General features: G+C 52.8%; 15 protein-coding genes. 12 read left to right on the top strand and 3 right to left on the bottom strand.

Annotation, left to right across the window (positions count from 1 at the left end; genetic code table 11):
• Positions 1-811: 811 nt before the first annotated feature.
• Genes DK510_RS22575 through DK510_RS22565 form a run of 3 tightly spaced genes read left to right on the top strand, consistent with a single transcriptional unit; the run spans position 812 to position 4,180 of the window.
• Complete coding sequence (locus DK510_RS22575) at positions 812-1,729, top strand: ExeA family protein (RefSeq protein ID WP_109314039.1); 918 nt, start codon at positions 812-814, stop codon at positions 1,727-1,729.
• A gap of 52 nt (positions 1,730-1,781) precedes the next feature.
• Positions 1,782-3,308: a lipopolysaccharide biosynthesis gene (locus tag DK510_RS22570; protein ID WP_109314038.1), complete on the top strand. Its 1,527-nt coding sequence runs from the start codon at positions 1,782-1,784 to the stop codon at positions 3,306-3,308.
• A gap of 41 nt (positions 3,309-3,349) precedes the next feature.
• Positions 3,350-4,180, top strand: a complete 831-nt coding sequence (locus DK510_RS22565; RefSeq protein ID WP_109314037.1) for a CpsD/CapB family tyrosine-protein kinase — start codon at positions 3,350-3,352, stop codon at positions 4,178-4,180.
• 151 nt (positions 4,181-4,331) lie between these two features.
• Here DK510_RS22565 and DK510_RS22560 read toward each other — a convergent pair whose 3' ends face one another.
• Positions 4,332-5,912 carry a lipopolysaccharide biosynthesis protein gene (locus tag DK510_RS22560; protein ID WP_160116599.1) on the bottom strand — a complete coding sequence of 527 codons (1,581 nt, stop codon included), beginning with the start codon at positions 5,910-5,912 and terminating at the stop codon, positions 4,332-4,334.
• Positions 5,913-6,344: 432 nt separating this feature from the next.
• Between DK510_RS22560 and DK510_RS22555 the strand changes: the two genes are divergently transcribed.
• The 9 genes from DK510_RS22555 to DK510_RS22515 all read left to right on the top strand — a co-directional run bounded on the left by DK510_RS22555 (position 6,345) and on the right by DK510_RS22515 (position 17,226).
• Positions 6,345-7,259 carry a glycosyltransferase family 2 protein gene (locus DK510_RS22555; RefSeq protein WP_109314035.1) on the top strand — a complete coding sequence of 305 codons (915 nt, stop codon included), beginning with the start codon at positions 6,345-6,347 and terminating at the stop codon, positions 7,257-7,259.
• Positions 7,260-7,277: 18 nt separating this feature from the next.
• Positions 7,278-8,159 carry a glycosyltransferase family 2 protein gene (locus DK510_RS22550; protein WP_160116598.1) on the top strand — a complete coding sequence of 294 codons (882 nt, stop codon included), beginning with the start codon at positions 7,278-7,280 and terminating at the stop codon, positions 8,157-8,159.
• 314 nt (positions 8,160-8,473) lie between these two features.
• Positions 8,474-10,732 carry an Ig-like domain-containing protein gene (locus tag DK510_RS22545; RefSeq protein WP_109314033.1) on the top strand — a complete coding sequence of 753 codons (2,259 nt, stop codon included), beginning with the start codon at positions 8,474-8,476 and terminating at the stop codon, positions 10,730-10,732.
• 249 nt (positions 10,733-10,981) lie between these two features.
• On the top strand, positions 10,982-12,028 hold the full coding sequence (locus DK510_RS22540; protein ID WP_109314032.1) for an NAD(P)-dependent oxidoreductase: 1,047 nt from the start codon (positions 10,982-10,984) through the stop codon (positions 12,026-12,028).
• 3 nt (positions 12,029-12,031) lie between these two features.
• The gene (locus DK510_RS22535; RefSeq protein WP_160116597.1) at positions 12,032-13,282 is read left to right on the top strand and encodes a class I SAM-dependent methyltransferase; all 1,251 of its coding nucleotides are present in this window, start codon (positions 12,032-12,034) and stop codon (positions 13,280-13,282) included.
• Complete coding sequence (locus tag DK510_RS22530; RefSeq protein ID WP_109314030.1) at positions 13,279-14,469, top strand: class I SAM-dependent methyltransferase; 1,191 nt, start codon at positions 13,279-13,281, stop codon at positions 14,467-14,469. The genes DK510_RS22535 and DK510_RS22530 overlap by 4 nt, the downstream gene beginning before the upstream one ends.
• Positions 14,470-14,504: 35 nt before the next feature.
• The gene (locus DK510_RS22525) at positions 14,505-15,776 is read left to right on the top strand and encodes a class I SAM-dependent methyltransferase (protein WP_109314029.1); all 1,272 of its coding nucleotides are present in this window, start codon (positions 14,505-14,507) and stop codon (positions 15,774-15,776) included.
• Positions 15,777-15,797: 21 nt separating this feature from the next.
• The gene (locus tag DK510_RS22520; protein ID WP_109314028.1) at positions 15,798-16,577 is read left to right on the top strand and encodes a sugar phosphate nucleotidyltransferase; all 780 of its coding nucleotides are present in this window, start codon (positions 15,798-15,800) and stop codon (positions 16,575-16,577) included.
• 4 nt (positions 16,578-16,581) lie between these two features.
• Complete coding sequence (locus tag DK510_RS22515) at positions 16,582-17,226, top strand: PIG-L deacetylase family protein (protein ID WP_109314027.1); 645 nt, start codon at positions 16,582-16,584, stop codon at positions 17,224-17,226.
• A gap of 175 nt (positions 17,227-17,401) precedes the next feature.
• On the opposite strand, the gene DK510_RS22510 is transcribed toward DK510_RS22515, so the two are convergent.
• Positions 17,402-18,118 (bottom strand): hypothetical protein, encoded by a 717-nt coding sequence (locus DK510_RS22510; RefSeq protein WP_109314026.1) that lies wholly within the window; start codon positions 18,116-18,118, stop codon positions 17,402-17,404.
• 314 nt (positions 18,119-18,432) lie between these two features.
• Entirely contained in the window at positions 18,433-20,832 is a 2,400-nt protein-coding gene (locus tag DK510_RS22505) for a LamG domain-containing protein (RefSeq protein WP_109314025.1), read from the bottom strand.
• Between the last annotated feature and the right edge of the window lie 430 nt (positions 20,833-21,262).

Genomic DNA, 21,262 nt, shown 5'->3' with positions numbered 1-21,262 from the left:
GGCTGAAGACGTGCCATCTGTTCGTCCGTCAGCCAGAATAGGTTGCTCATGATATACCCCTGAAACTCAGGCGCTTGAATCACGCAACCGAGAGGGCGACAACCAAATTAATGGGTCCAGAACCTAGGCATCGCACTCGCGGCAACTGTCCCTTACAGTTGTGAATTCTGCTCCAAAGGAAAGTGTAACCTGACTGGATTTTGGGCAGTTTCCCAAGAGGCTGCAAAAACAAATGCAGTTGTTTTTGCTATTAGCTCGGTCTCCATCAAGCGGCACTGCAAGATTTTGCAATCCGTTACATGTGTGCTCTGAGCAAGACCTAAGATGACTAAATTTGAAGCCAGATTCATTGACGAACACACCGTTTCTTTTTGATGTGTTACCAGAGGAATGTTTCAATAGCTCCGGCCATTTAGAGAAATTGAGTTTAAGGGCGCTGACTCATGGGAGTCGTAGAGCTTCTACAACCCGGCATCTGCGTTTCTGACCTATCTGTTTTTTTATTGGAAACAAAAGTTTGCATTTACGAGAATTTCACACTCAAAGGAAATCATGCTTGGATCATCTAGTGGCTCCTGCGGGCGCGCCACGCCGCAAAAAGAAACCAAAAATAGATACGTTAGGGTAGTATTCAGGTCACAAGGCCGGGATCAAGGGGTAGGCGGAAGGTGTTAAGGCCGCTACAATAATAGAAGATAGAGTTCTTCCGGTATCGCCCAAGACTGGCCCGGTCGTCTAAGTACTGTTTTCGGTGAGCGCGAGGTCGTGCAAATCGGTTTGAGTGTCGGTTTTTTGAAAAGTTGTAAGTCGTATGAGTTCCAATGATCTGTATATTGAACATTTCGGACTAACCGAGCGGCCGTTCACACTGCTGCCGGATCCTGAATTCCTGTTCTGGTCGGAGCCCCATAAGCGCGCCTTTATGGTTCTGGAGTTTGGTGTTTTGTCCCAAGCACCCATAACCTTGATCTCAGGTGAGATCGGAACAGGCAAAACGACCCTCATTCAGAGGCTGCTAGGCCAATTGGAAGAGGACATTACGCCAGGATTGATTTCGAACGCACATCGCAGCCGTGGAGAGATGTTGCAATGGGTTCTGAATGCGCTGGGTGTCGAGGCCAATCCTCGGATGCCGTATGTGCAATTGTTCCAGAAATTAACGGATTTTCTGATCTCCGAATATGCCGCCAGCCGCCGCGTGGTGCTGATTTTCGACGAGGCGCAGAATCTGTCGCGCGAGGCCCTAGAAGAGGTGCGCATGCTGACCAACATTAATTCTAACAAGGATGTGTTAGTTCAGCTGATTTTGGTCGGCCAGCCCGAATTGCGCGACATGGTTCTAGCCCCGAACATGCGCCAGCTTGCTCAGCGAGTGGCGTCCAGCTTTCATTTGCCCAGCATGAATCATGACGTGGTCAAGGACTATATTGCGCATCGCCTCAGGGTGGCTGGTGGAACCGGAGAAGAATTCTCCGACGCGGCTAGTACACTTATCTTTCAGGCGACCGCCGGCATTCCACGGTTGATCAATCAGCTGTGCGAGTTCGCCATGCTTTATGCTTGGACTGACGGCAGTAAGGTGGTGTCCGAGAACATTGTGCAGAGCGTTTTGCAAGACGGCGTATTCTTCGGCGCAGAAACCTTGCATGAGGACGGCAAACTGGAGAACTTTCAAGTACTATCTCTCAGACCAGAAGAACGTGTGCCGCCCGAAGAAAAGGCAGGATAACAATGCCAAATTGCAACCAGAAGCTGTCTGAAGTCGAACAGGAAAACTAAACGTGGATATCGGGTACTATTGGTCAATCTTTTCACGGCGTCTACCGTATTTTATGATTGTGGCGACGGTGATTAGCGCAACGTCAATCATTATCGCATACTCGCTACCGCCTGCGTATGTATCACAGATGAAGCTGATCGTCGAAGCGCCGCAAATTCCAGATGACTTAGCAGCCTCTACAGTACGCACCCCTGCCAAACAGCAATTAGAGATACTCGAGCAACGGCTTCTGACCCGTGCAAATCTGCTGGAGATCGCCAACCGGCAGAAGGTTTTTGCCGATACCTCCCAAATGACACCGGACAGGATTGTAGCAGCGATGCGGGCGCGGACCACGGCACGCGGTAGTGGCCGTCGAGATCCATTGGTGTGGATGGAGATCAGCTTCGAGGCACAGTCCGGAGCAATCGCAGCCGGAGTACTCAACGAATATCTGACCTTAATCCAACAAGAAGACGTAGAATCCCGCACCGGGCGTGCGGCACAAACAATGGATTTCTTCGAGCAAGAAGTCGCGCGCTTGAGCACGGAAATCACTAAGCGCAATTCACTGATTCTATCCTATAAGACCGAGAATGCCGAGGCTCTGCCGGATAGTCTCGGCTATCAGCTCAGCCAGCGCTCCTTTTTTCAAGAGCGCCTGACTCTATTAGAGCGCGAAATCGCTGATCTGGAAGATCAGCGGGAAAACCTTCAATGGGTTTTCGAAACCACCGGGCGAGTAAACGGCTATGAAGGGGCGCAACAATCACCGCAGAGTCGGCAGCTTGAAGAGCTTAGACGTCAACTTAGCGAGGCCTTGATAATTTATTCCGAACAGAACCCGCGCGTGAAGATGCTGAAGGCACGCATCACCGAAATCGAAAAGACAGTTCAAACAGAGGTAGACCAGGACGGAGAGACTACCGGAAATGCGTTGCTGGATTTGCAACTGACAGAAATTGCGACGCGTATCGCCGCACTCAGGGAGCAGCAGACGAAAGCTCAAGCCCAACTGGACGGCGTGGTCGAGATAATCAGCCAAGCACCAGCCACGTCGATCCGTCTCGGAGAGATGACCCAAGACCGGGACAATATACAACAGCAATACAATTTGGCCGTTGATCGCCTATCCCAAGCCAGTACAGGCGAGCGGATCGAAGTGACAGCACAGGGCCAACGTGTGTCGGTGATCGAACCACCGAGCGCTCCGACGCGGCCTTCCAAGCCTAACCGAACCTTGATTGCAGGTGGCGGTTGTCTGTTTGGTATTCTGGCCGGCCTCGGCTTGATTGTACTGTTAGAAATACTTGACCGTTCCGTTCGGCGCCCAGAGGATTTGGTCGCGAGCCTAGGCATCACACCCTTGGCAACTATTCCTTACATAGCAACACCGGGAGAAATCTGGCGACGACGGACATGGAAGCTGGTTCGTCTCGCAGTCATTTTTATCGGTGTTTCTGCGGGTGTTTACGCGATACACACACATTATCAGCCATTGGACCTGATTGCCGAGAATGTCATGGACAAGATCGGCACACGCTGGTGATTTGTTACATGAACGGCTTTGATAAAAAAAGGTAGCGCTCTATGGAAAAACTGCAGGTTGCCATAAACAAAGCCCGCATGCAGCGTAATAAAGTCAGCCAGACGAAATCGTCCAGCGAACCGCTTGAGGCACCCAAAAAACTGACGCACGAAAAATCGCAAAAACGCTGGGAAGGGTTGACGCCGATTACAGTTTCAGAACGCACGCTCAATCACAATCGGCTCGTGGCAAGCGCGGTTGATACCAGCGTGAAACCGTTTGACATGCTGCGCACCCGCATCCTGCAACAGGCCCGTGCCAATGGATGGAAGCGGATTGCGCTGGTTTCGCCACACAGCTCATGCGGGAAAAGCACGATGGCCGCTAATCTTGCCTTCAGCTTCGGTCGTCAGTCAGACCTGCGAACCATGATCTTGGATCTCGATTTGCGCCGTGGCGGGTTACTAAAAATCTTGGATCAGAGCTGCCAATATTCGATGGCTGATGTACTGGAAGGGAAAATATCGTTTTTGGAACACGGTCGTCGGCTCGGCACAAATGTCGCTCTGGGCCTCAATGGTAAGTGCGTCAAAAACGCTTCAGAAATTCTGCAAAGCGGGAAGACAACCGAGATACTGGATTTGATCGATGCAGAGTTTAAACAAGACATCGTACTGTTCGACATGCCTCCCCTGATGGAAGTTGACGACAATTTTGGTTTTCTGAAAAATGCCGATTGCGCCTTGCTCGTGGCTGAAGCTGGACGCACCACTGCAGACCAAGTAGACGTAGCCGAGCGCCAGTTAGCGGAACTGACCAACGTGATGGGTGTTGTTTTGAACAAGTCTCACTACACGCAAGGAGCGTACGGGTATGGATATGGGTACGAATAAACTAATTTCAGAAGGTTTGCCGATTGATCTAGCTCAGGTTGCAACTTCGGTTACCTACTTAGGCAAGAGCTTCACAGGCGGAAACAAATAACGCCAGCAAACTTGCTGGAATACTATTCTCAACAGAACAGCGAACCTTGGAATAGGTCTTTCATCCTGTAGCCCCAAAACGGGCAAATACCCTTTTTAGATCCTGCCGTTCATGGGGGGTGAGACAGAATCCGAACATCACAATGAGATAAACGAAGCCGCCTGTGAAGGAATAGATAAGTAAAACTGCCCAACTGTCTGGACGGTCATAGAATTTGAGCAGTCCCCAAATCACAGCCCCAAAGGCAGATGGTAGGCACCCAGGAAACAGAACCTCGTTAAAAAAATGCCGAAAACGCCTATTCGTCATTTTCAAGCAAAGCGGCCAATAATACCCAACCTGCATCGCCACCACCACTACAGCCAGAGATGCAGCAGCTCCAACCGCCCCCAGATCGCCGTACCACGCCAGATTCAGTATTATCAGGAACATCACCATCTTTGACAAAAACGCAGGTAAGAAAAAGGGCCGGACCTGTGCGGTTGCCATCGCGGTAGTGGACAAAAGCGTAACAGCCTTCGTGAACGGGAAAGTAGCCATGAAAAGCATGATTATGACTGCCGTCGCAGAATACTCCGCGTTACCTAGGTAGATACCTACAAAATCATCTGCATAGATGGTCAGAGGCACAGCAATCGCCAAAGTCACCCAAAGCGCATATCGTCCGCCGCGGAAAACCGTGCGAGCCATCCGAGCCCTATCGTCAAGCGCATGCATTGCTGTCAGCACCGGGGTCAAGGGCGCTGTACCCGTATTGACCGTACCATCAAGCTGCCGAAAAAAAGTTGCGCCGATATGATAGCTGGTTACGTCAACCGCGGTACCATACAGGTTCAAAAGGATCGTAGCCGCATTGGTGTAGAAGATATTCCCCAGCTTCCCAAGGGCCGTCCACATTCCAAACGAAATCAAGTCCCGAGCTTGCCGGCCGTCGAACATGCCGAGCCGGTAACGAATTTGCGGCACGATTGCCATCGACCGGGAAACTGCAACAATCATGTGAAGCGTTTCCGAGACAACAGTGGCAACTACAACCCAGATCACTTGGGGGCCAACCCCCACCAGCAGGACAACCAAAAGGATAATTCTGAAAAAATCCCGGACCACCCCGAGAAGATTCAGTTCAACAAACCGCTGACGCACCACATATCCAGCCCGAAATGGCACTGCCAGCATCTTCAACGCAAAGTTTATTACCAACAAAGCCATCATGATCCTAGCATCACTGGTCATTTCAGGTGCAATGTTCAGTATCTTGTCGATGTTGGCTGCAAAAAGAAGGCCGACTGCCAGAAAGAGTGCGGCGGTCGCTGCCATGAGCGGAAAGATCGATGAAACTATCCTGGTTACTTGCTCAAACTCGCCCTTGGCATAAGCTTCGACCATATAGCGGCCGATCCCGCCGGAGAAGAAGGAAAAAAACAGCGGTGCCACGACCATAATTGAAGTGACAATAGGTAGCACAGCGAATTCTTCAGCAGGAATACGTTTAAGAAGATATTGATATGCCCAAAGCAGAACCGTCACATTAAAAATTCTTGCAAGAATAGAACTTGCCGAATTGACGATTACAAGACGCTTTGAGACAATGACATTCTTATGCCGGCTGTTTCCGGATCCGAACCCACTAAGATCTGGCACCGAATTTCCCCTCCGTCTGTCCAGCTCGAATCAACGATATCGACCGTCCAGAAAGTGCTAGCTTGTTTCCGGTTTCAGTTGCATATGTTTCACTTATCATTGACACCGTTTCCACGACATCAGGCAACAAAAAAACCCCTTCTGAAAAAAAATGAACAACTTGGACACAATCGAAATCAACACAAAAATAGTAATAATATTGATATATTATTACCTTATCAGCGAGCACACCAAAAGATAACGCCCCTACATTATTGCAGTTTCACAACTACCTTCCATAATAACTCTTGCGGGTACAATATATACTGCGCCAAGTGGTTCTCGTGAATTGGTTGTCAATGAAATGGTGAGTTTTGTTTTTTTGATGCATGATGGATACACCGGCATGTGCTGTGTTTTTTACGAGCATAAATACCCACCAGGATAAGCGCGATGAACGTCCCGATCAGCATCGGCCTTCCGGTCTACAACGGCGCGATATATCTCGACGATGCGCTACGTTCAATCCGATCCCAAACTTTCACCGATTTTGAGGTTGTGATTTGCGATAATGCTTCAACCGATGCAACCGCCGAGATTTGTCTGAATCACGCAGCACAGGATGCGCGCATTCGCTTTTATCGCCAGCCCAAAAATATTGGCGCTGCCGGAAACTACAACGACACCTTCTACAGAGCCGGTGGAAAATACTTCAAATGGGCGGCCCATGATGACATGATTGAGCCTACCTTTCTGGAACGTTGCTTCGAACGCTTAGAAGACGATCTACATGCCGGGGTTGCCTTTGCTCGTATGCGTGAAATTACTGCAGGCGGACGGCCACTGCGTGATTACAGGCAGAAGTTGGACTGGGAGGGTGCAAACGCGGAGCAAAGGATCAAAAGCCTGCTCTGCAGCGCACCGGACCGCACCTATATCCATCGCTGTGTGCCCATTACCGGCCTTATGCGAGCAGACATGCTGCGTAAGACACGCCTGATCGGTCGCTTCAATCACTCCGACAAGGTGGCGTTGCTCGAGATGGCACTATTGGGTGATTTCGTCGAAGTGCCCGAATATCTCTTCCTGCGTCGGATGCATGAACAAACATCACTGGCTGCAAATCGCTCTCCGCAGGAACTTGCAACTTGGTTCGACCCATCCAGGCGCACGCGTTTTGTTCTACCGCGCAGCCGTCTATTCATAGAATATGGACGCGCAATCTTGCGCGCCGACATTCCTCTGCATACACGGGCAGCATGTCTTGCGCCACTTCTGCGCCTCCTACATCGTGATTGGCGTATATTCGGCGGCGAGATAAAGCGCGCGATTTTCGCGAATGCACACCCTTCTGGAACGGTTTCCTGATAGATGATTAAGCCTAAAGTGAGCATCATTATCCCAACATTTCGCGACACCGCTGGCCTTCGGAGCACCCTCGATGCTCTGAGCCAACAAAGCTATCCGAAAGAACTTACAGAAATCCTATGCATAGACAACACACCGGATTTCGAGCTGTGCGATCAAGCCGCCAGCCTATTCCCTGCACGGTTGTTGCACGAACCTCGCCCGGGATCTTATGCTGCCCGAAATCGGGGGCTGGCAGAGGCAACCGGTGAGGTTTTTGCCTTTACCGACGCTGCCTGCGTACCCGAACCTAACTGGATTACATCTGGTATTGCAGAGCTTGAACGGCACCCAACCGGGGCACTTGTTGCCGGGAAAATTCAAGTTTTCGCAGAAGACCCGAAAAAACCCACCGCCGTAGAGATACTGCAAATTCACACTGCATTCCCCCAAGAGACTTACGCGACCCGCAACCATTTTGGCGCAACTGCCAACGTTTTTGTGTCTCGGGGCGTTATCGAGAAGGCTGGCCCTTTTTTGGGCACCCTTTTATCGGGCGGCGACCATGAATTCGGAAGAAGAGTCCATGCCTCAGGCTTTCCGGTCGTCTATGGAGAAACTGTTGTCATTCGGCACCCCGCACGGCGGCACTTGAAGGCAGCTCTGTCCAAGTCGCGCCGCGTTGTCAAAGGGGTCTACGTTATGGAAAAGAGGGGCCGCTTACCGCATGGGCACTTTAGACGCGGGCTTTACAGGGATTTACGCCCCCCTGTCCTGACCTGTTGGGCCCTGTTGACCTCACCACTTCCAGGAGGCATCACCAGGCGGCTTCGCGCGGCAGGTGCAATGGTGTTTTTACGCTACTACCGTGCAGCCTATAGGCTGAAAATCATGGCAGGTTCGAAACAAAATAAGCGTTAAAAACAGACCAGCACCAGAGCGCATCTGAATATTGGCAAGCACAAAAAAATCGGCTTGTTTAAGCGAGACGTATGCAGGTGCGGGCTAATTTTTTACTTTATGGTTGAAATTGTTATCTTACTTGATCTCGCGATGATTGCACCATGCTGTCATCATCAACTCTAAAAGAAGAAGCATTGCGCGAAGAGTGAAATAGAAACTCGTTTTATGCTATACTTAAACTGAACATGCGAGTGTGATCTAATTTTGGTGACGGTCAGTTTTTAGATATGATAAATTTGATATATTAAAGTTATTTCCTGGGTGGTGGGAAGATGAGTATTTCAGACAGTTTTGCGTCTAGTGTTTTGAGCCCGGTTTGGACGGTGAGCGGTCCGGCGGGGATTTCCCATGCTCTGGGTCAGAATGCGTCGGATGCCTATCTGGAACTGGTGACGCCAGATGGGGATCACAATGTCTGGGACACCAATAAAGGTGCCCGGGCGATGCAGAACCAGGCGGATGAAGATTTCGCCCTCGAGACCCGGTTCCTGAGCACGCCGGCTGACCAGTATCAGATGCAGGGTTTGCTGGTTGAACAGGACGCGGATAACTGGTTGCGCTTTGATACCTACTCTGATGGCAACAATCTGCGGGCCTTCGCGGCGATCACGGTTGACGGCGACTCCTCTCCGGCCTTCAACGTGGTGATCCCAGGCGGCAACGCCCCTTATCTGCGGGTGACCCGGGCCGGGGATCAGTGGACATTCGAGTATTCCCCGAACGGATCCGACTGGACGGTTGCGGGCAGCTTCAGCCATGCGCTGGCGGTGACTTCGGCGGGGGTGTTTGCGGGCAATACCGGTTCTGCGACAGGCTTCACGGCACAGGTAGATTATTTTGAGACTTCGGGGGACCCGATAGCGAATGAGGATGGCGATCTCGATCCGCCGAACGTGGCCCCTGATGCGGTGGATGATGGGTTGGCCACCACGCAGGACGTGGCACTGGCGATCAATGTGGCTTCCGACCTTCTGACCAATGACAGCGATGACGACGGCGATCCGCTGAACCTGACGGGGTTCACCCAGTCGACCAATGGCACGGTGAGCGACAACGGCGACGGCACGCTGACCTATACCCCAAATGCCGGGTTCACCGGGAATGACAGCTTCACCTACACCATCACCGACGGCACCGAGGCAGACACCGCAACAGTCAGTCTTGAAGTACGCAATCAGATTGATGTCTGGTATGGGGACACGCAAACCTTTGGTGCACCAGGCGCGTCGCAGCAGTGGGTAAACATCTTGGGCAATGCCTATGCTGCAGGGCTGGTGTCGTTGAGTTATTCCCTGAATGGAGGTCCGGAACAAACACTTTCTATCGGGCCTGATACTCGTCGGCTTGAAGAAGACGGGGATTTCAACATCGACCTCGACTTTGCTGTTCTGGATGGATCTGCCGTTGATGATGTTGTGACTATAAAGGCAACTTATTCAAACGGAGACATCCATACCCGAGACGTCACAATCGACTATGAGAACGGCACAACCTGGGCCAATGATTACGTGGTAAACTGGTCGAGTGTCACAAATCTCCAGAATGTGACCCAAGTGGTCGACGGGGACTGGACAATCACCGCAGACGGTGTTCGAACCACGCAACCTGGATATGACCGGATTCTGACATTTGGTGATCAGTCCTGGGACAACTATGAGGTTAACCTATCTCTGACAATCAACGACATTAACAACGGGACGACTAGAGATGGCGCAGGTCTTGGATTTGGGATGCTCTGGGGCGGGCATACAAATGATCCCATTTCGGGCTGGCAGCCACTTACCGGATACAACCCAATTGTTTCGCCGTTCTACAACACAAAAACAGATGATTTCATTCTACACGACCATCCCGACTGGAGCTCACCGCATCTCGACACATCGCCTTTCAACTTTACCGAAGGCGCAACATACAACGTGACTGTCCGGGTGGAGCAGACCGACCTGCTCAACAGGACCTATCGCTTCAAGATCTGGGAAGAGGGCAACAGCGAGCCTGTGGAATGGCTTATGGAAGGCACCGATGTGATGTCGGAGCCCCTGAATGGTTCCTTCGCGTTGATTGCTCACCACTGGGACATCACCTACCACGATCTGACATTTGCCGAGATTGAAGGCGATGACATCATTATGGGAACCGACGGCGCGGACCTGCTGGTTGGGGTGGATCCCAGTGTGGCACTGCCGGGTCTGGGAGAACGCGATGTGCTGGTCGGCAACGAAGACGCGGATGTCTTTATCTTCGGTGATTCTAATGGCAGCTACTATGATGACGGCAACGGAAGCACCGATGGTGTCAACGATTTCGGGTATGCTTGGGACTTTGTTTCCGGAACTGATCAAATTCAACTGGCGGGAACATCAGCAGATTACGCGCTGACGGAGGACACCGTTGGCCTGCCTGAAGGGACTGCTATCTGGCTTTTGGGGTCCGATGGGGACGAGGATGAATTGATCGGTGTGATCAATGATGTATACGGGCTGTCGCTGACCAGTGACGATTTTTTCTTCCAGGGCGATTTGCTGGCTTGAGGTGCAGGCACAACGATTTGAGCGGTTTTTGTAAAAGAGTTGAATTCTGGTTGCGCCCTTGTATTCAGATTGTACGATTTTGATTAGATTTCGCCCTTGCTTCGCTTTCAGTTGCGTGCCGAAACCCACAAAAATTGCAAAGCGACAACCTTTGCTGGGGCGGGTGTTTTTTGATGAAAGCCGCTGAGTTCGACGGCACCGTGTATATGTTGTCGTCTGGATCAGAGGCTGTTTTAGGAGGTTGGCGAGTTGCGCATTCTGGTTACCGGGCATAACGGGTATATTGGCGGGGTTCTGACCCCCTTTCTGCAGGAGCGCGGGCACCATGTAACCGGGCTCGACAGCTACTATTTCGAACATTGCGACATGTCCGGGATGCCCGAGCCGGACGCCGTAATCCGCAAGGATATCCGCGATGTGGGGCCTGCTGACATGAAAGGTTTCGACGCGGTGATCCATCTTGCCGGTTTGTCGAACGATCCGATGGGCAACCTCAATCCGCAATGCACTTATGACATCAATGCGGACGCAACATTGACCCTTGGCCGCGCGGCAAAGGCGGCCGGGGTGGAACGGTTTGCATTCTCGTCGTCCTGCTCGATCTATGGGGCTGCCAGCCCCGAGGATGTGCTGGATGAAAGCGCCGAATTCAATCCGGTTACCCCTTACGGTGAATCCAAGGTCCGTAGTGAAGCGATTCTGTCCGATCTGGCGGATGACAATTTCTCGCCGGTCTTTCTGCGCAATGCCACGGCCTATGGCGGCTCACCAAAGCTGCGGGCGGATCTGATGGTCAACAGCCTGGTCGGATATGCCTTCTTGCAGGGTGAGGTTCTGATCAAAAGCGATGGCACACCCTGGCGACCATTGGTTCATATCGAAGATATCAGCCGGGCCTTCCTTGCCACGCTGGAGGCCCCGCGCGACCTGATCCACAACACTGCCTGGAATGTTGGCCGCTCCAGTGAGAACTATCAGGTGCGCGCCGTTGCAGAGCATGTGGAGCAGCTGGTCCCGGGCAGCCGCATCGCTTACGAGCCGGGCGGCGGACCCGACAAGCGCTGCTACCGGGTGGATTTCTCGAAGATCGAAACCGGGTTGCCGGGCTATGATCCGCAATGGACAGTGCCTATGGGCATTGAGGAACTACACAAGGCTTATGTGGATAACGGGCTTGAGCTGGCGGATTTCGAAGGCTCGCGCTTTATCCGCCTGAAGACCCTTCAGGATCACATGGCCAGCGGTGCGCTTGATGGGGAGCTATTCTGGACGGAACGCCGCGCTGCTGCGGGGTGATCCGTGACACCTGCAAATATCACCAGGGACGGTGAATCGTCGGCTAAAAGCGCACCGGGCACAATCTGCCCGTCCTGTGGCCAGTCCAGGAATACACTGTCGCTCTATGATCTCGCCGGCATTCCGGCACAAAGCACATTGCTTTTGCCGGACCGCGCCACCGCGCTTGGCTTTCCAACCGGAGACATGGCGCTGTGCTGGTGCCCCGAATGTGGGCTGGCCTTCAACGCCCGGTTTGATCTGGCACGGGTCGATTACGGCACCGGATATGAGGACGCGCAGGGCGGTTCACCCACGTTCAATGCATTCGTTTCCGATCTGGCACAGGACTGGATCGACCGGTTCGACCTCAAGGGTGGGCATCTGATTGAAATTGGGTGCGGCAAGGGCGATTTCCTGCGTCTGATCTGCGCCCAAGGCAGCTGCAGTGGCACCGGTTATGACCCGGCCTACGTGCCGGGCCGCAGCGCGGAACACGACGGGCTGACTTTCCATGCCAAGGATTTCACCAAGGCCCATGTACCAGTGGAGGCGGATTTCATGATCTGTCGGCACACGCTGGAACATATTGGCGACGTGGCGGATTTCCTGGCCCTGATGCGGCAAGCCGCCGGGGATGGTGCCCGTCTGCGCTTTGGCGTTGAGGTGCCGGACCTGCGACGCATCCTGATCGAAGGCGCGTTCTGGGACATCTATTATGAACATGCCAGCTATTTCACCGCCGGGTCTCTGGCGCGGGCCTTCCGGCAAGCAGGGTTCGATGTGCTCGATCTGCGCCGGGTTTATGGTGAGCAATACCTGATCATCGAAGTTGCGGTGTCGGATCAGCCCTCACCGCTACCTGAACCGGCCGACGATCTGGGCGAGACCACAAAGCTGGTCGCAGAATTCCGCGATACCGCACGGGCCCGCATCGACGGGTGGCGACAACGCTTTGCCGCCTGGCGTGACGCGGGACAGCGCGTGGCGCTTTGGGGGTCCGGCTCGAAGGCGGTGGGGTTTCTGACCACCGTCGGCGATCCCGGGATCGTCTCATGCGTCGTCGACATCAATCCTGCTCGACAGGGCCATTACATGCCCGGCTGCGCCGCGCCCATCGTGGCACCCGAAGCCCTCACCGCAGAGCGCCCGGACGTCGTGATCGTGATGAACAGTATCTATCGCGACGAAATCGCCGCCCAGATTGCCAGCATGCAACTGTCCCCAGAAATCCTGACAACTGATACCACCCCGGAAATGGAGCCAACGCAATGACCGCCACACCTTCTGTGCCTGCCTGTCCGGTTTGTGGCGGCAACCATGCTAGGCTTTTCTTTTCACTGTCCGATCAGCCGGTGCTGATCGGCGTGCTATGGCCGGATGCGGCCAGCGCCCGCGCCTGCCGCCGGGGGGATATCGATCTGGCCTTCTGCCCCAATTGCGGATTTATCTGGAATGTGTCCTTCGATCTGGACCGGATCGAATACGATCAGCAATACGACAACTCGCTGCATTTCTCGCCAACCTTTCAGAACTATTCGCAGAAACTGGTCGACCGGCTGGTGGACACCTATGGGCTGCATCAGCGCACCGTGGTCGATATCGGCTGTGGCAAAGGCGACTTTCTGGCCATGCTCTGCGAGGCCGGCGGCAATACCGGGTACGGCTTTGATCCATCCTACGAGGGCGAGCGGGTCAGCACATCGGCCGCTGACCGCATCACCTGGTCGAATGACTATTATGGCGAAGAACATGCCCGCCTGCAGGCCGATCTTCTGGCCTCGCGCTTTGTCTATGAACACATCCCGGCTCCGAATGATTTCCTGCGGATGATCCGGCGCTCGATCACCGATCCGGACCGTACAGTGATCTATTTCGAAGTGCCGGACACTGATCTGATCATCCGGCAGGGTTCGGTCTGGGATGTGATTTACGAGCATTGTTCCTATTTTAGTGTCGAATCCCTGACCCGGTCCTTTGCGGCCTGCGGCTTTGACGTGCTGCGCGTGGAAGAGACCTTTGAGAAGCAGTTTCTGACAATCGAAGCACGGGCCGCGGGAACGGATACCGGCAATCCGGGCAACGACACCGGCAATCTCGGGCAGCTGACAGCCGATGTCGCGGCATTTGGCGAAACGCAGAACACCAAGATGTCCGACTGGCGCGACCGGCTGGCGCAATGGCGCGCCGAGGGCCGCCAGGCTGTGGCCTGGGGTGCCGGTGCCAAGGCGGTTGGTTTCCTCAACATGCTGAAGGATCGCGACACGATCACCCGTGTGGTCGACATCAACCCCCATAAACAGGGCAAACATCTGGCCGGAACCGGCCAGCAGATCATTTCGCCACAGGCACTGACGGAAGATCCACCCGATGTTGTCGTGTTGATGAATCCTATCTACCGTAACGAGATAGCGGCACAATTGGCAGAGCTTGGGCTTACGCCTGAATTGATCAATTCCTGATACGAAACGCATTGAAGCAACAAGAGAGGCCCCGCATGTCAGCTCCTACCGGATCCTTCCCCTGTCGGTTTTGCGGCACATACCTCAAGCATACGCTGGTCGATCTCGGCATGTCGCCATTGTGCGAAAGCTATGTCGCCGAAGAAAACTACTCGAAGATGGAGCCGTTCTATCCGCTCCATGCCTTCGTTTGCCACGAATGCCATCTGGCACAGCTGGACGAGTTCGTCCCGGCCGAGGAGATATTCACCGAGTATGCCTATTTCTCGTCCTATGCAGACAGCTGGGTGGAACATGCGCGCCGCTATTGCCATGACATGAAAGACCGTTTCGAACTGGGCTCTGACAGTCAGGTGGTCGAGGTGGCCAGCAATGACGGCTATCTGCTGCAGCATTTCGTAGCGCTCGGCATCCCCTGCTATGGGGTGGAGCCCGCAGAAAACGTGGCCCAGGTTGCCATCGACAAGGGTGTCCCAACCGAGGTCGCGTTCTTTGGCGTCGAGACGGCCCAAAAACTGGCCGCGCAGGGGCGGCAGGCGGATCTGATCCTGGGTAAGAACGTATTGGCGCAGGTGCCCGATCTGAACGATTTCGTGGCCGGGCTGAAGATCATGATGAAGCCTGGTGCGGTAATGACGATCGAATTTCCGCATCTTCTGGCCACCATGGAAGGCAACCAGTTTGATCAGGTCTATCACGAGCATTACTGCTATTTCTCGCTGATTGCGGCAGAGCGGGTCTTTGCTCATCACGGCATCCGGCTGTTCGATATCGAAGAGGTATCCACCCATGGCGGGTCACTGCGCATCATCGGCCGCCACGAGGAAGACGACACCAAACCGGTGACGGATCGTCTGGTGGCTTTCCGCAACCGGGAACTGGCCGCAGGGCTGGACCGGATGGAGACCTATGCCTCTTTCGACGAACAGGTTCGTGAGACCAAACGCAAGGCGCTGGAATACCTGATCGCTGCGGCGCGCGCGGGGAAACAGATCGCCGCCTATGGTGCGCCCGGCAAAGGCAACACCTTCCTGAACTATTGCGGGATCAAGACCGATCTCATCAGCTATACGGTGGATCGCAATCCTTACAAACAGGGCCGTTATCTGCCCGGCTCACGGATTCCAATTCACCACCCGGATCGGATTGCCGAGACAAAACCAGATGTGATTGTAATCCTGCCCTGGAACTTCCGTGACGAAATTGCCGAGCAGCTGGCCTATACCGCCGAATGGGGTGCTGAGCTGGTGGTTTTTGTCCCCGAAGCCACGGTGCTGGCACCACAGGAAGCTCGGGCGCGGGCCTGAACAAAAGAAAAAGGATCAGCCATGAAAGTCGTTTTGTTCTGTGGGGGTCAGGGAACCCGGCTGCGGGATTATTCCGATCAGATCCCCAAACCGCTGGTGCCGGTGGGCGGGCGTCCGATCCTGTGGCACATCATGAAGTATTATGCGTCTTACGGGCACAAGGATTTCATTATCTGCCTTGGCTACAAGGGCGAGACGATCAAACAGTTCTTCCTGGACTATGACGAGCGGGTGAATAACGACTTCGTCTTCGAAAACGGCGGCGCCAAGATCGACGTGCTGCAAAGCGATATTCAGGACTGGCGCATCACTTTCGTCGATACCGGTCAGAACACCAATATCGGTGGCCGCCTCCTGCGCGTGCGCGAGCATCTGGAAGGCGAAGAGATGTTTTTGGCCAACTATGCCGATACGCTGACCGATCTTGATCTCGATGCGATGATCCAAGGCTTTTCCGCCACCGATGCGGTCGCAGGCTTCTGCTGTGTAAAGCCTCCTTATTCCTTCCACCTGGTGTCTTTCGGTGGGGACAGCCGAGTGGCGCAGATCTCGGATATCAAAGATTCTGGCATGTGGATGAACGGCGGCTATTTTGCCCTGCGGCCCGAGATTTTCGACAATCTGCACGAGGGCGAAGAACTGGTGATTGAGGGGTTCGAACGTCTGGTTCAGAAAAAGCGCCTTTACGCGCATCAGCACGAAAGCTTCTGGACCTGCATGGACACGTTCAAGGAAAAGCAGGCGCTGGATGATCGTGTAGCCGCGGGGAATACGCCCTGGCAGGTCTGGAAGGACGACTGAGACAATGCGTGAATTAGGTCTTGGGAAACTCGGCACGGTACTCTGTCTCGGCGCTCATAGCGACGATATCGAAATTGGTGCGGGCGCAACTATTTTGCGGCTTATTCGCGATAATCCGGATGCCCATATCGTCTGGGTGGTCTGTGCAGCCTCGGGTATCCGCGGCGAAGAGGCCCGGGCCAGCGCCGAACGCTTTCTGGAGGGCGCGGGATCGTCAGAGGTCGTGTTGAAGGATTTCCGCGACGGCCATTTCCCGCATCAATGGGCGGAGGTGAAGGCGTTTCTGGAAACGCTGAAAGTGCACGATCCCGACCTGATCCTGACCCAATACAAGCAGGATTTGCATCAGGATCACCGCATACTATCAGAGCTGACCTGGAACACGTTCCGCGATCATACGATCCTGGAATACGAGATTCCGAAATGGGATGGAGGGATGGGTGCGCCCAACGTTTTCGTCCCCGCCTCTAAAGCGGATACCGACGCCAAGATCGCATTGCTGATGGAATGCTTCGCATCGCAGGCGGGCAAGCACTGGTTCGATGACCTGACCTTTCGCGGCCTGATGCGGTTGCGCGGTCTGGAATGCAACGCCCCGGACGCGCTGGCCGAAGCGTTCTATGCCCGAAAGCTGCGATTGGGTTATTAGGGTCGATCAAATCCAGCCGGGATTTCTCAGCTACCCTCGGATTGTTGCCCGGCCCCTGCAACCAGCTACAATTGGTGCAGAGGTCAGACCCTTCCATTGCCAGTCCCTTAAGTCAGATCACATCGAGACTAGTTCAAATAAATGCCTTCATGGAGCTGCAAGAGGGTTGCCAAGCTCAAGTGGAGAGCCCTCTCTCGCCCTCCCGTTTGCGCGTGCTAAGGTTCCCTATATGCAGCAACATCGAGTCAATGACGATCAGGACACCGATCATCTCCAGGCCCTCTTCCAAAGCTGCCAACTTTGCATATGCAAAGTTGTCCGGGCCATGTTTCATTACATACGCGGACGAGATGATCTCGATGCCCATAGCGCCAGTCAGGAATACAATAGCTGCGATGAATAGCCTTACGCGCAGATCAATTGGCAATTTCCACCAAAAATAGCTCATTAGAATACAAAGCAGTGTTACGACGATTGCCATCACGCGAACCCAGCCGGGCACGACATGATCACCAAATTTGCCTTTCATGCCGATCAAAGCCCCGGATCTTTCATGTAGCTGAAAGAATTCATCACCGGCCATATAGAGCAATATGCAAGCAAACAGAACCCAGCCTATTGCGGCAGTACTTTGATTTCTCTCTAAAAATGCTGAATACAGCATAAGAAGACCGCAAGCCGCCAATAGCCCTGTGCTGAATATCGCACCGACTTTGCGCTCTGTATTCAAATCGAACCAAAAAGTAACGTCGGCGCTAAACCTCCCAATCTCCAGGCGTGTAATTGTTCCAGCGACGTGTTCCCGGTATTGCAGCGCAATATGGAACACGATCAAGAACATCACTGCGCCAATCAAAATGATCATTATTCGTTTGTGCAGTTCACCTCGCATATAATACACCCTAGCTTTGTTGGTGGTCACATGTTTTGACCAAGGTCCTCCATGTAGTTGAGGACTTAATTTGTTGTATTTAATAATATTTACCGTTCTTGTGCTAGTTTTGGTTTTCTGCACATCGGAGAAACCCGAGTGATGGCCATGACGCAATCAAAGCGTACGGCATTCATGCGGCTATACCTCTGCGCAAGAGCACTAGGCCACGGCCGAGGTAATCTAACTCACCCCTCCACGTGCTGGATCAACAAACCGCCAGAGATATACTCTGACGGTTTGTTGAACTTTAAAGAAGGTATGGTAATCTTGCGTCACATCAGCAAATCGAAAGTTTCAATCGGCATGGACTGATCCCAGATAGTCACATCCGACATCGTTCCGTTGAAGGCTTTTGTAACTTCGCCTCCACCATTACTGCTGGCCCACCCAAGGCCGCCAAGCTGTAGGTTTTGCTGGTTTCCGCTTAACTCGAAGTCAAAATCTTCGGTTGCCACCAGTTCACCATTCACAGCGAGACCAATCTCACCATTACCGAACCACGTCCGAACGTCGTAGTCCTTATCGGCATCAAAGTTTTGATAGGCGAGATATGCGTCCTCACCGGTTTCCGCATCCTGGAAACGAAGGATCAGCTCCGCACCTTTAAGGTAAATTGAAAGGTGATCGCCACCGTCATAGCCACTGGCATCCTTGGAAAGCAGGCCTTGTGTACTCCACAGATCGTCAGCATTAACCGTGAAAGCAATCGTGCCTTCTTCCAATTCCAAAGCCTGATCATGGTCCAGATTGGCGATACTATTCTTCTTTCCAGTGAATTCGATCTCGCCCACCTCAAAGACAGTCTTAGCACCGGTATCAGCCGGGGTTACTGCCTCTTCGAGTTCAGCTACCGGTGCTTCGGGTTCAGCTACCGGTGCTTCGGGTTCAGCTACCGGTGCTTCGGGTTCAGTTGCCGGCTCTTCAGGTTCGGTTACTGGCTCTTCCAGCCGCACCTCGGAGCCCTTCATAAGCTGCTGCATCTGAACCGGCGTCCATTTACCTTCAACGATAGCAACATTTGAAATTTCACCGTCGAACACGGTGTTGTAACCAGCTTCACCTGTTTCACTACCCCAGCCGAGGGCACCAATTTGCAGATATTCCACATTTTCTGCCAGATTCATTGAGAAATCCGCAGAATGTACCTGCTGACCATCCAACCAAACTGCAACCTCATTGTCACCGAATGCAATCTGAAGATCATAATCCTGATTAGCTTTAATCCCTTTGATCCGGGCTATCTCGTCTCCCGAACCATCCTGGAAACGCACGACCAGAGTGCCATTCTCGATATAAGCAGCCAGGTGATTGCCACCACCGGCGTAATAGCTGGCATCCTTAGAAAGCAACCCTTTCCTACCCGATACGGAATCTGCATTGAAGCTGAGTGCGATGGTGCCAGTTTCTAGCGACAGTTCGCTGTCATGGGCGACCTCTATCACGTCCGAGCTTCCGCTGATACTCTGCGTTTTCAGCATGCTGAATGCAGCGCCATCAAGCTGGTCGGCATTGGTCTGGTCTGAATCGTCTGGCTCGGTCAGTTCTGGATTGGAAGGTAGCGGCTCGGCCGGCGAATCCTCCGGAGGGATCGGCTGAGGGCTTGAAGGCTCTGTTACATCGGATGAGCCATCAAGCAATTCCGAGAGTCTTTCATTCGCCCCATATTGTTCAGAAGCACTTCCTTCGACAGGACGCAGATCCTCAAGCGTCATGCCAAGTTTGATATCACCCTTAAAAAACTGAGCGTAATCATCCGTATCAGACTGGAAGTTGGAACCAACTTCCTGCTTGTAGCTGGCAAAGAAGTTTCCGTAGCTTATATCCCCTCCCCCTACTTTCGAGGCCTTGTGAACAGTATCTGGGATGTTCACTACCGTATTATTTATGGTGGTGATATTAGTGCCGTATGTACCAACCTTAATGGCGTTCAACATACCGGTGGAGATAATGTTCTGCTCGATCAAAATATTATCGTAAGTCGTATCGGCGAGGAAAATACCCTGAACATTTGCATGGCTCTCGGCAAGAAAAACGTTCCCGCGGATGACGCCGTCCGACGATCCGCTAGCAGGCGATGAGCCTTGGAACTGCATGAAATCCAAGTGAGCACCAGGCTGAGGGTGGAAAGTACCGCCGTGCGTATTATTTTCGATCAGAAAATTGTGCACGCCGATAAACTTAAGTCCATCACTTCCGGTGTCATTAACGTAATTCTCGGAGACCGTAAGCCTGTCGGCACCATTGATCACAAAGCCAATTTTGACATCATGCACGTAGTTACCACTGAGGACCAAGTCATTGCTGTCCTTGGTATAAATTCCATAGTGCCCATCATACGTGTTATCAATCTTTCCGTGGACTTCAGAGTTCAGGAACTCCACGTGATTGCTGTCCGTGATCGAGACAAGTTTTGACGTAGAAGAGCCATTACTTGGGCTAGCCACCTTAACGTCGTCAATGCGCAGATGGCTAGTATTGTCGATTCCGACACCGGAAAATACAGCTGGGTTGTCTGAATCCGCCGATTTGATAGTAACCATACTGTCATAGCTGAGGTTATTGAATTTAACCCCGCCATAACTTCCGGGAGAAAGGAGTATGGTATCTCCACCTTTCGCAGAAGAAAGAGCGGACAAAAGTTGAGAAGTACTTGAAACAGTGATTGTTGCCATAGTGTTTCTGCCTTACTTAGGGGGGGCAACAAATCTAATTGTTGCTGTGAGTGGTTTTGGTTTGTACTAACTCTGCAACTGGTATTCCTGTCAGCCATCCCGCTGACAGGATTCACGGTATCAGCACGCCAACTACCTGACGCGATTGAAGTTTTACTCGAACATTTCTGTTGAACAGGTTGCCTCGTAAGTGTGTTTTTTCTGCGGTTCTTTTAAGACCCAATTAATTTAGTAAGGTGGCGCTCTATTCCCATCAAGTTTCAGAAACAGTATCGGCATTTTCCCACATAGCGTTTTCTAAACATTTCAAAACCCAGATGTAGTAGCGGTTCGAAATATCGCACACACTAGATTGTTAAGAAAAAAATTTCCTATTACATTCAATCGAGTGTGAAGAATGGCAAAAATATGACCCTACGTCATAGGGGTG

The organism is Ruegeria sp. AU67, assembly GCF_900312795.1.
Classification (GTDB): Bacteria; Pseudomonadota; Alphaproteobacteria; order Rhodobacterales; family Rhodobacteraceae; genus Ruegeria; species Ruegeria atlantica.
This window is presented reverse-complemented; position numbering and strand designations above follow the sequence as displayed.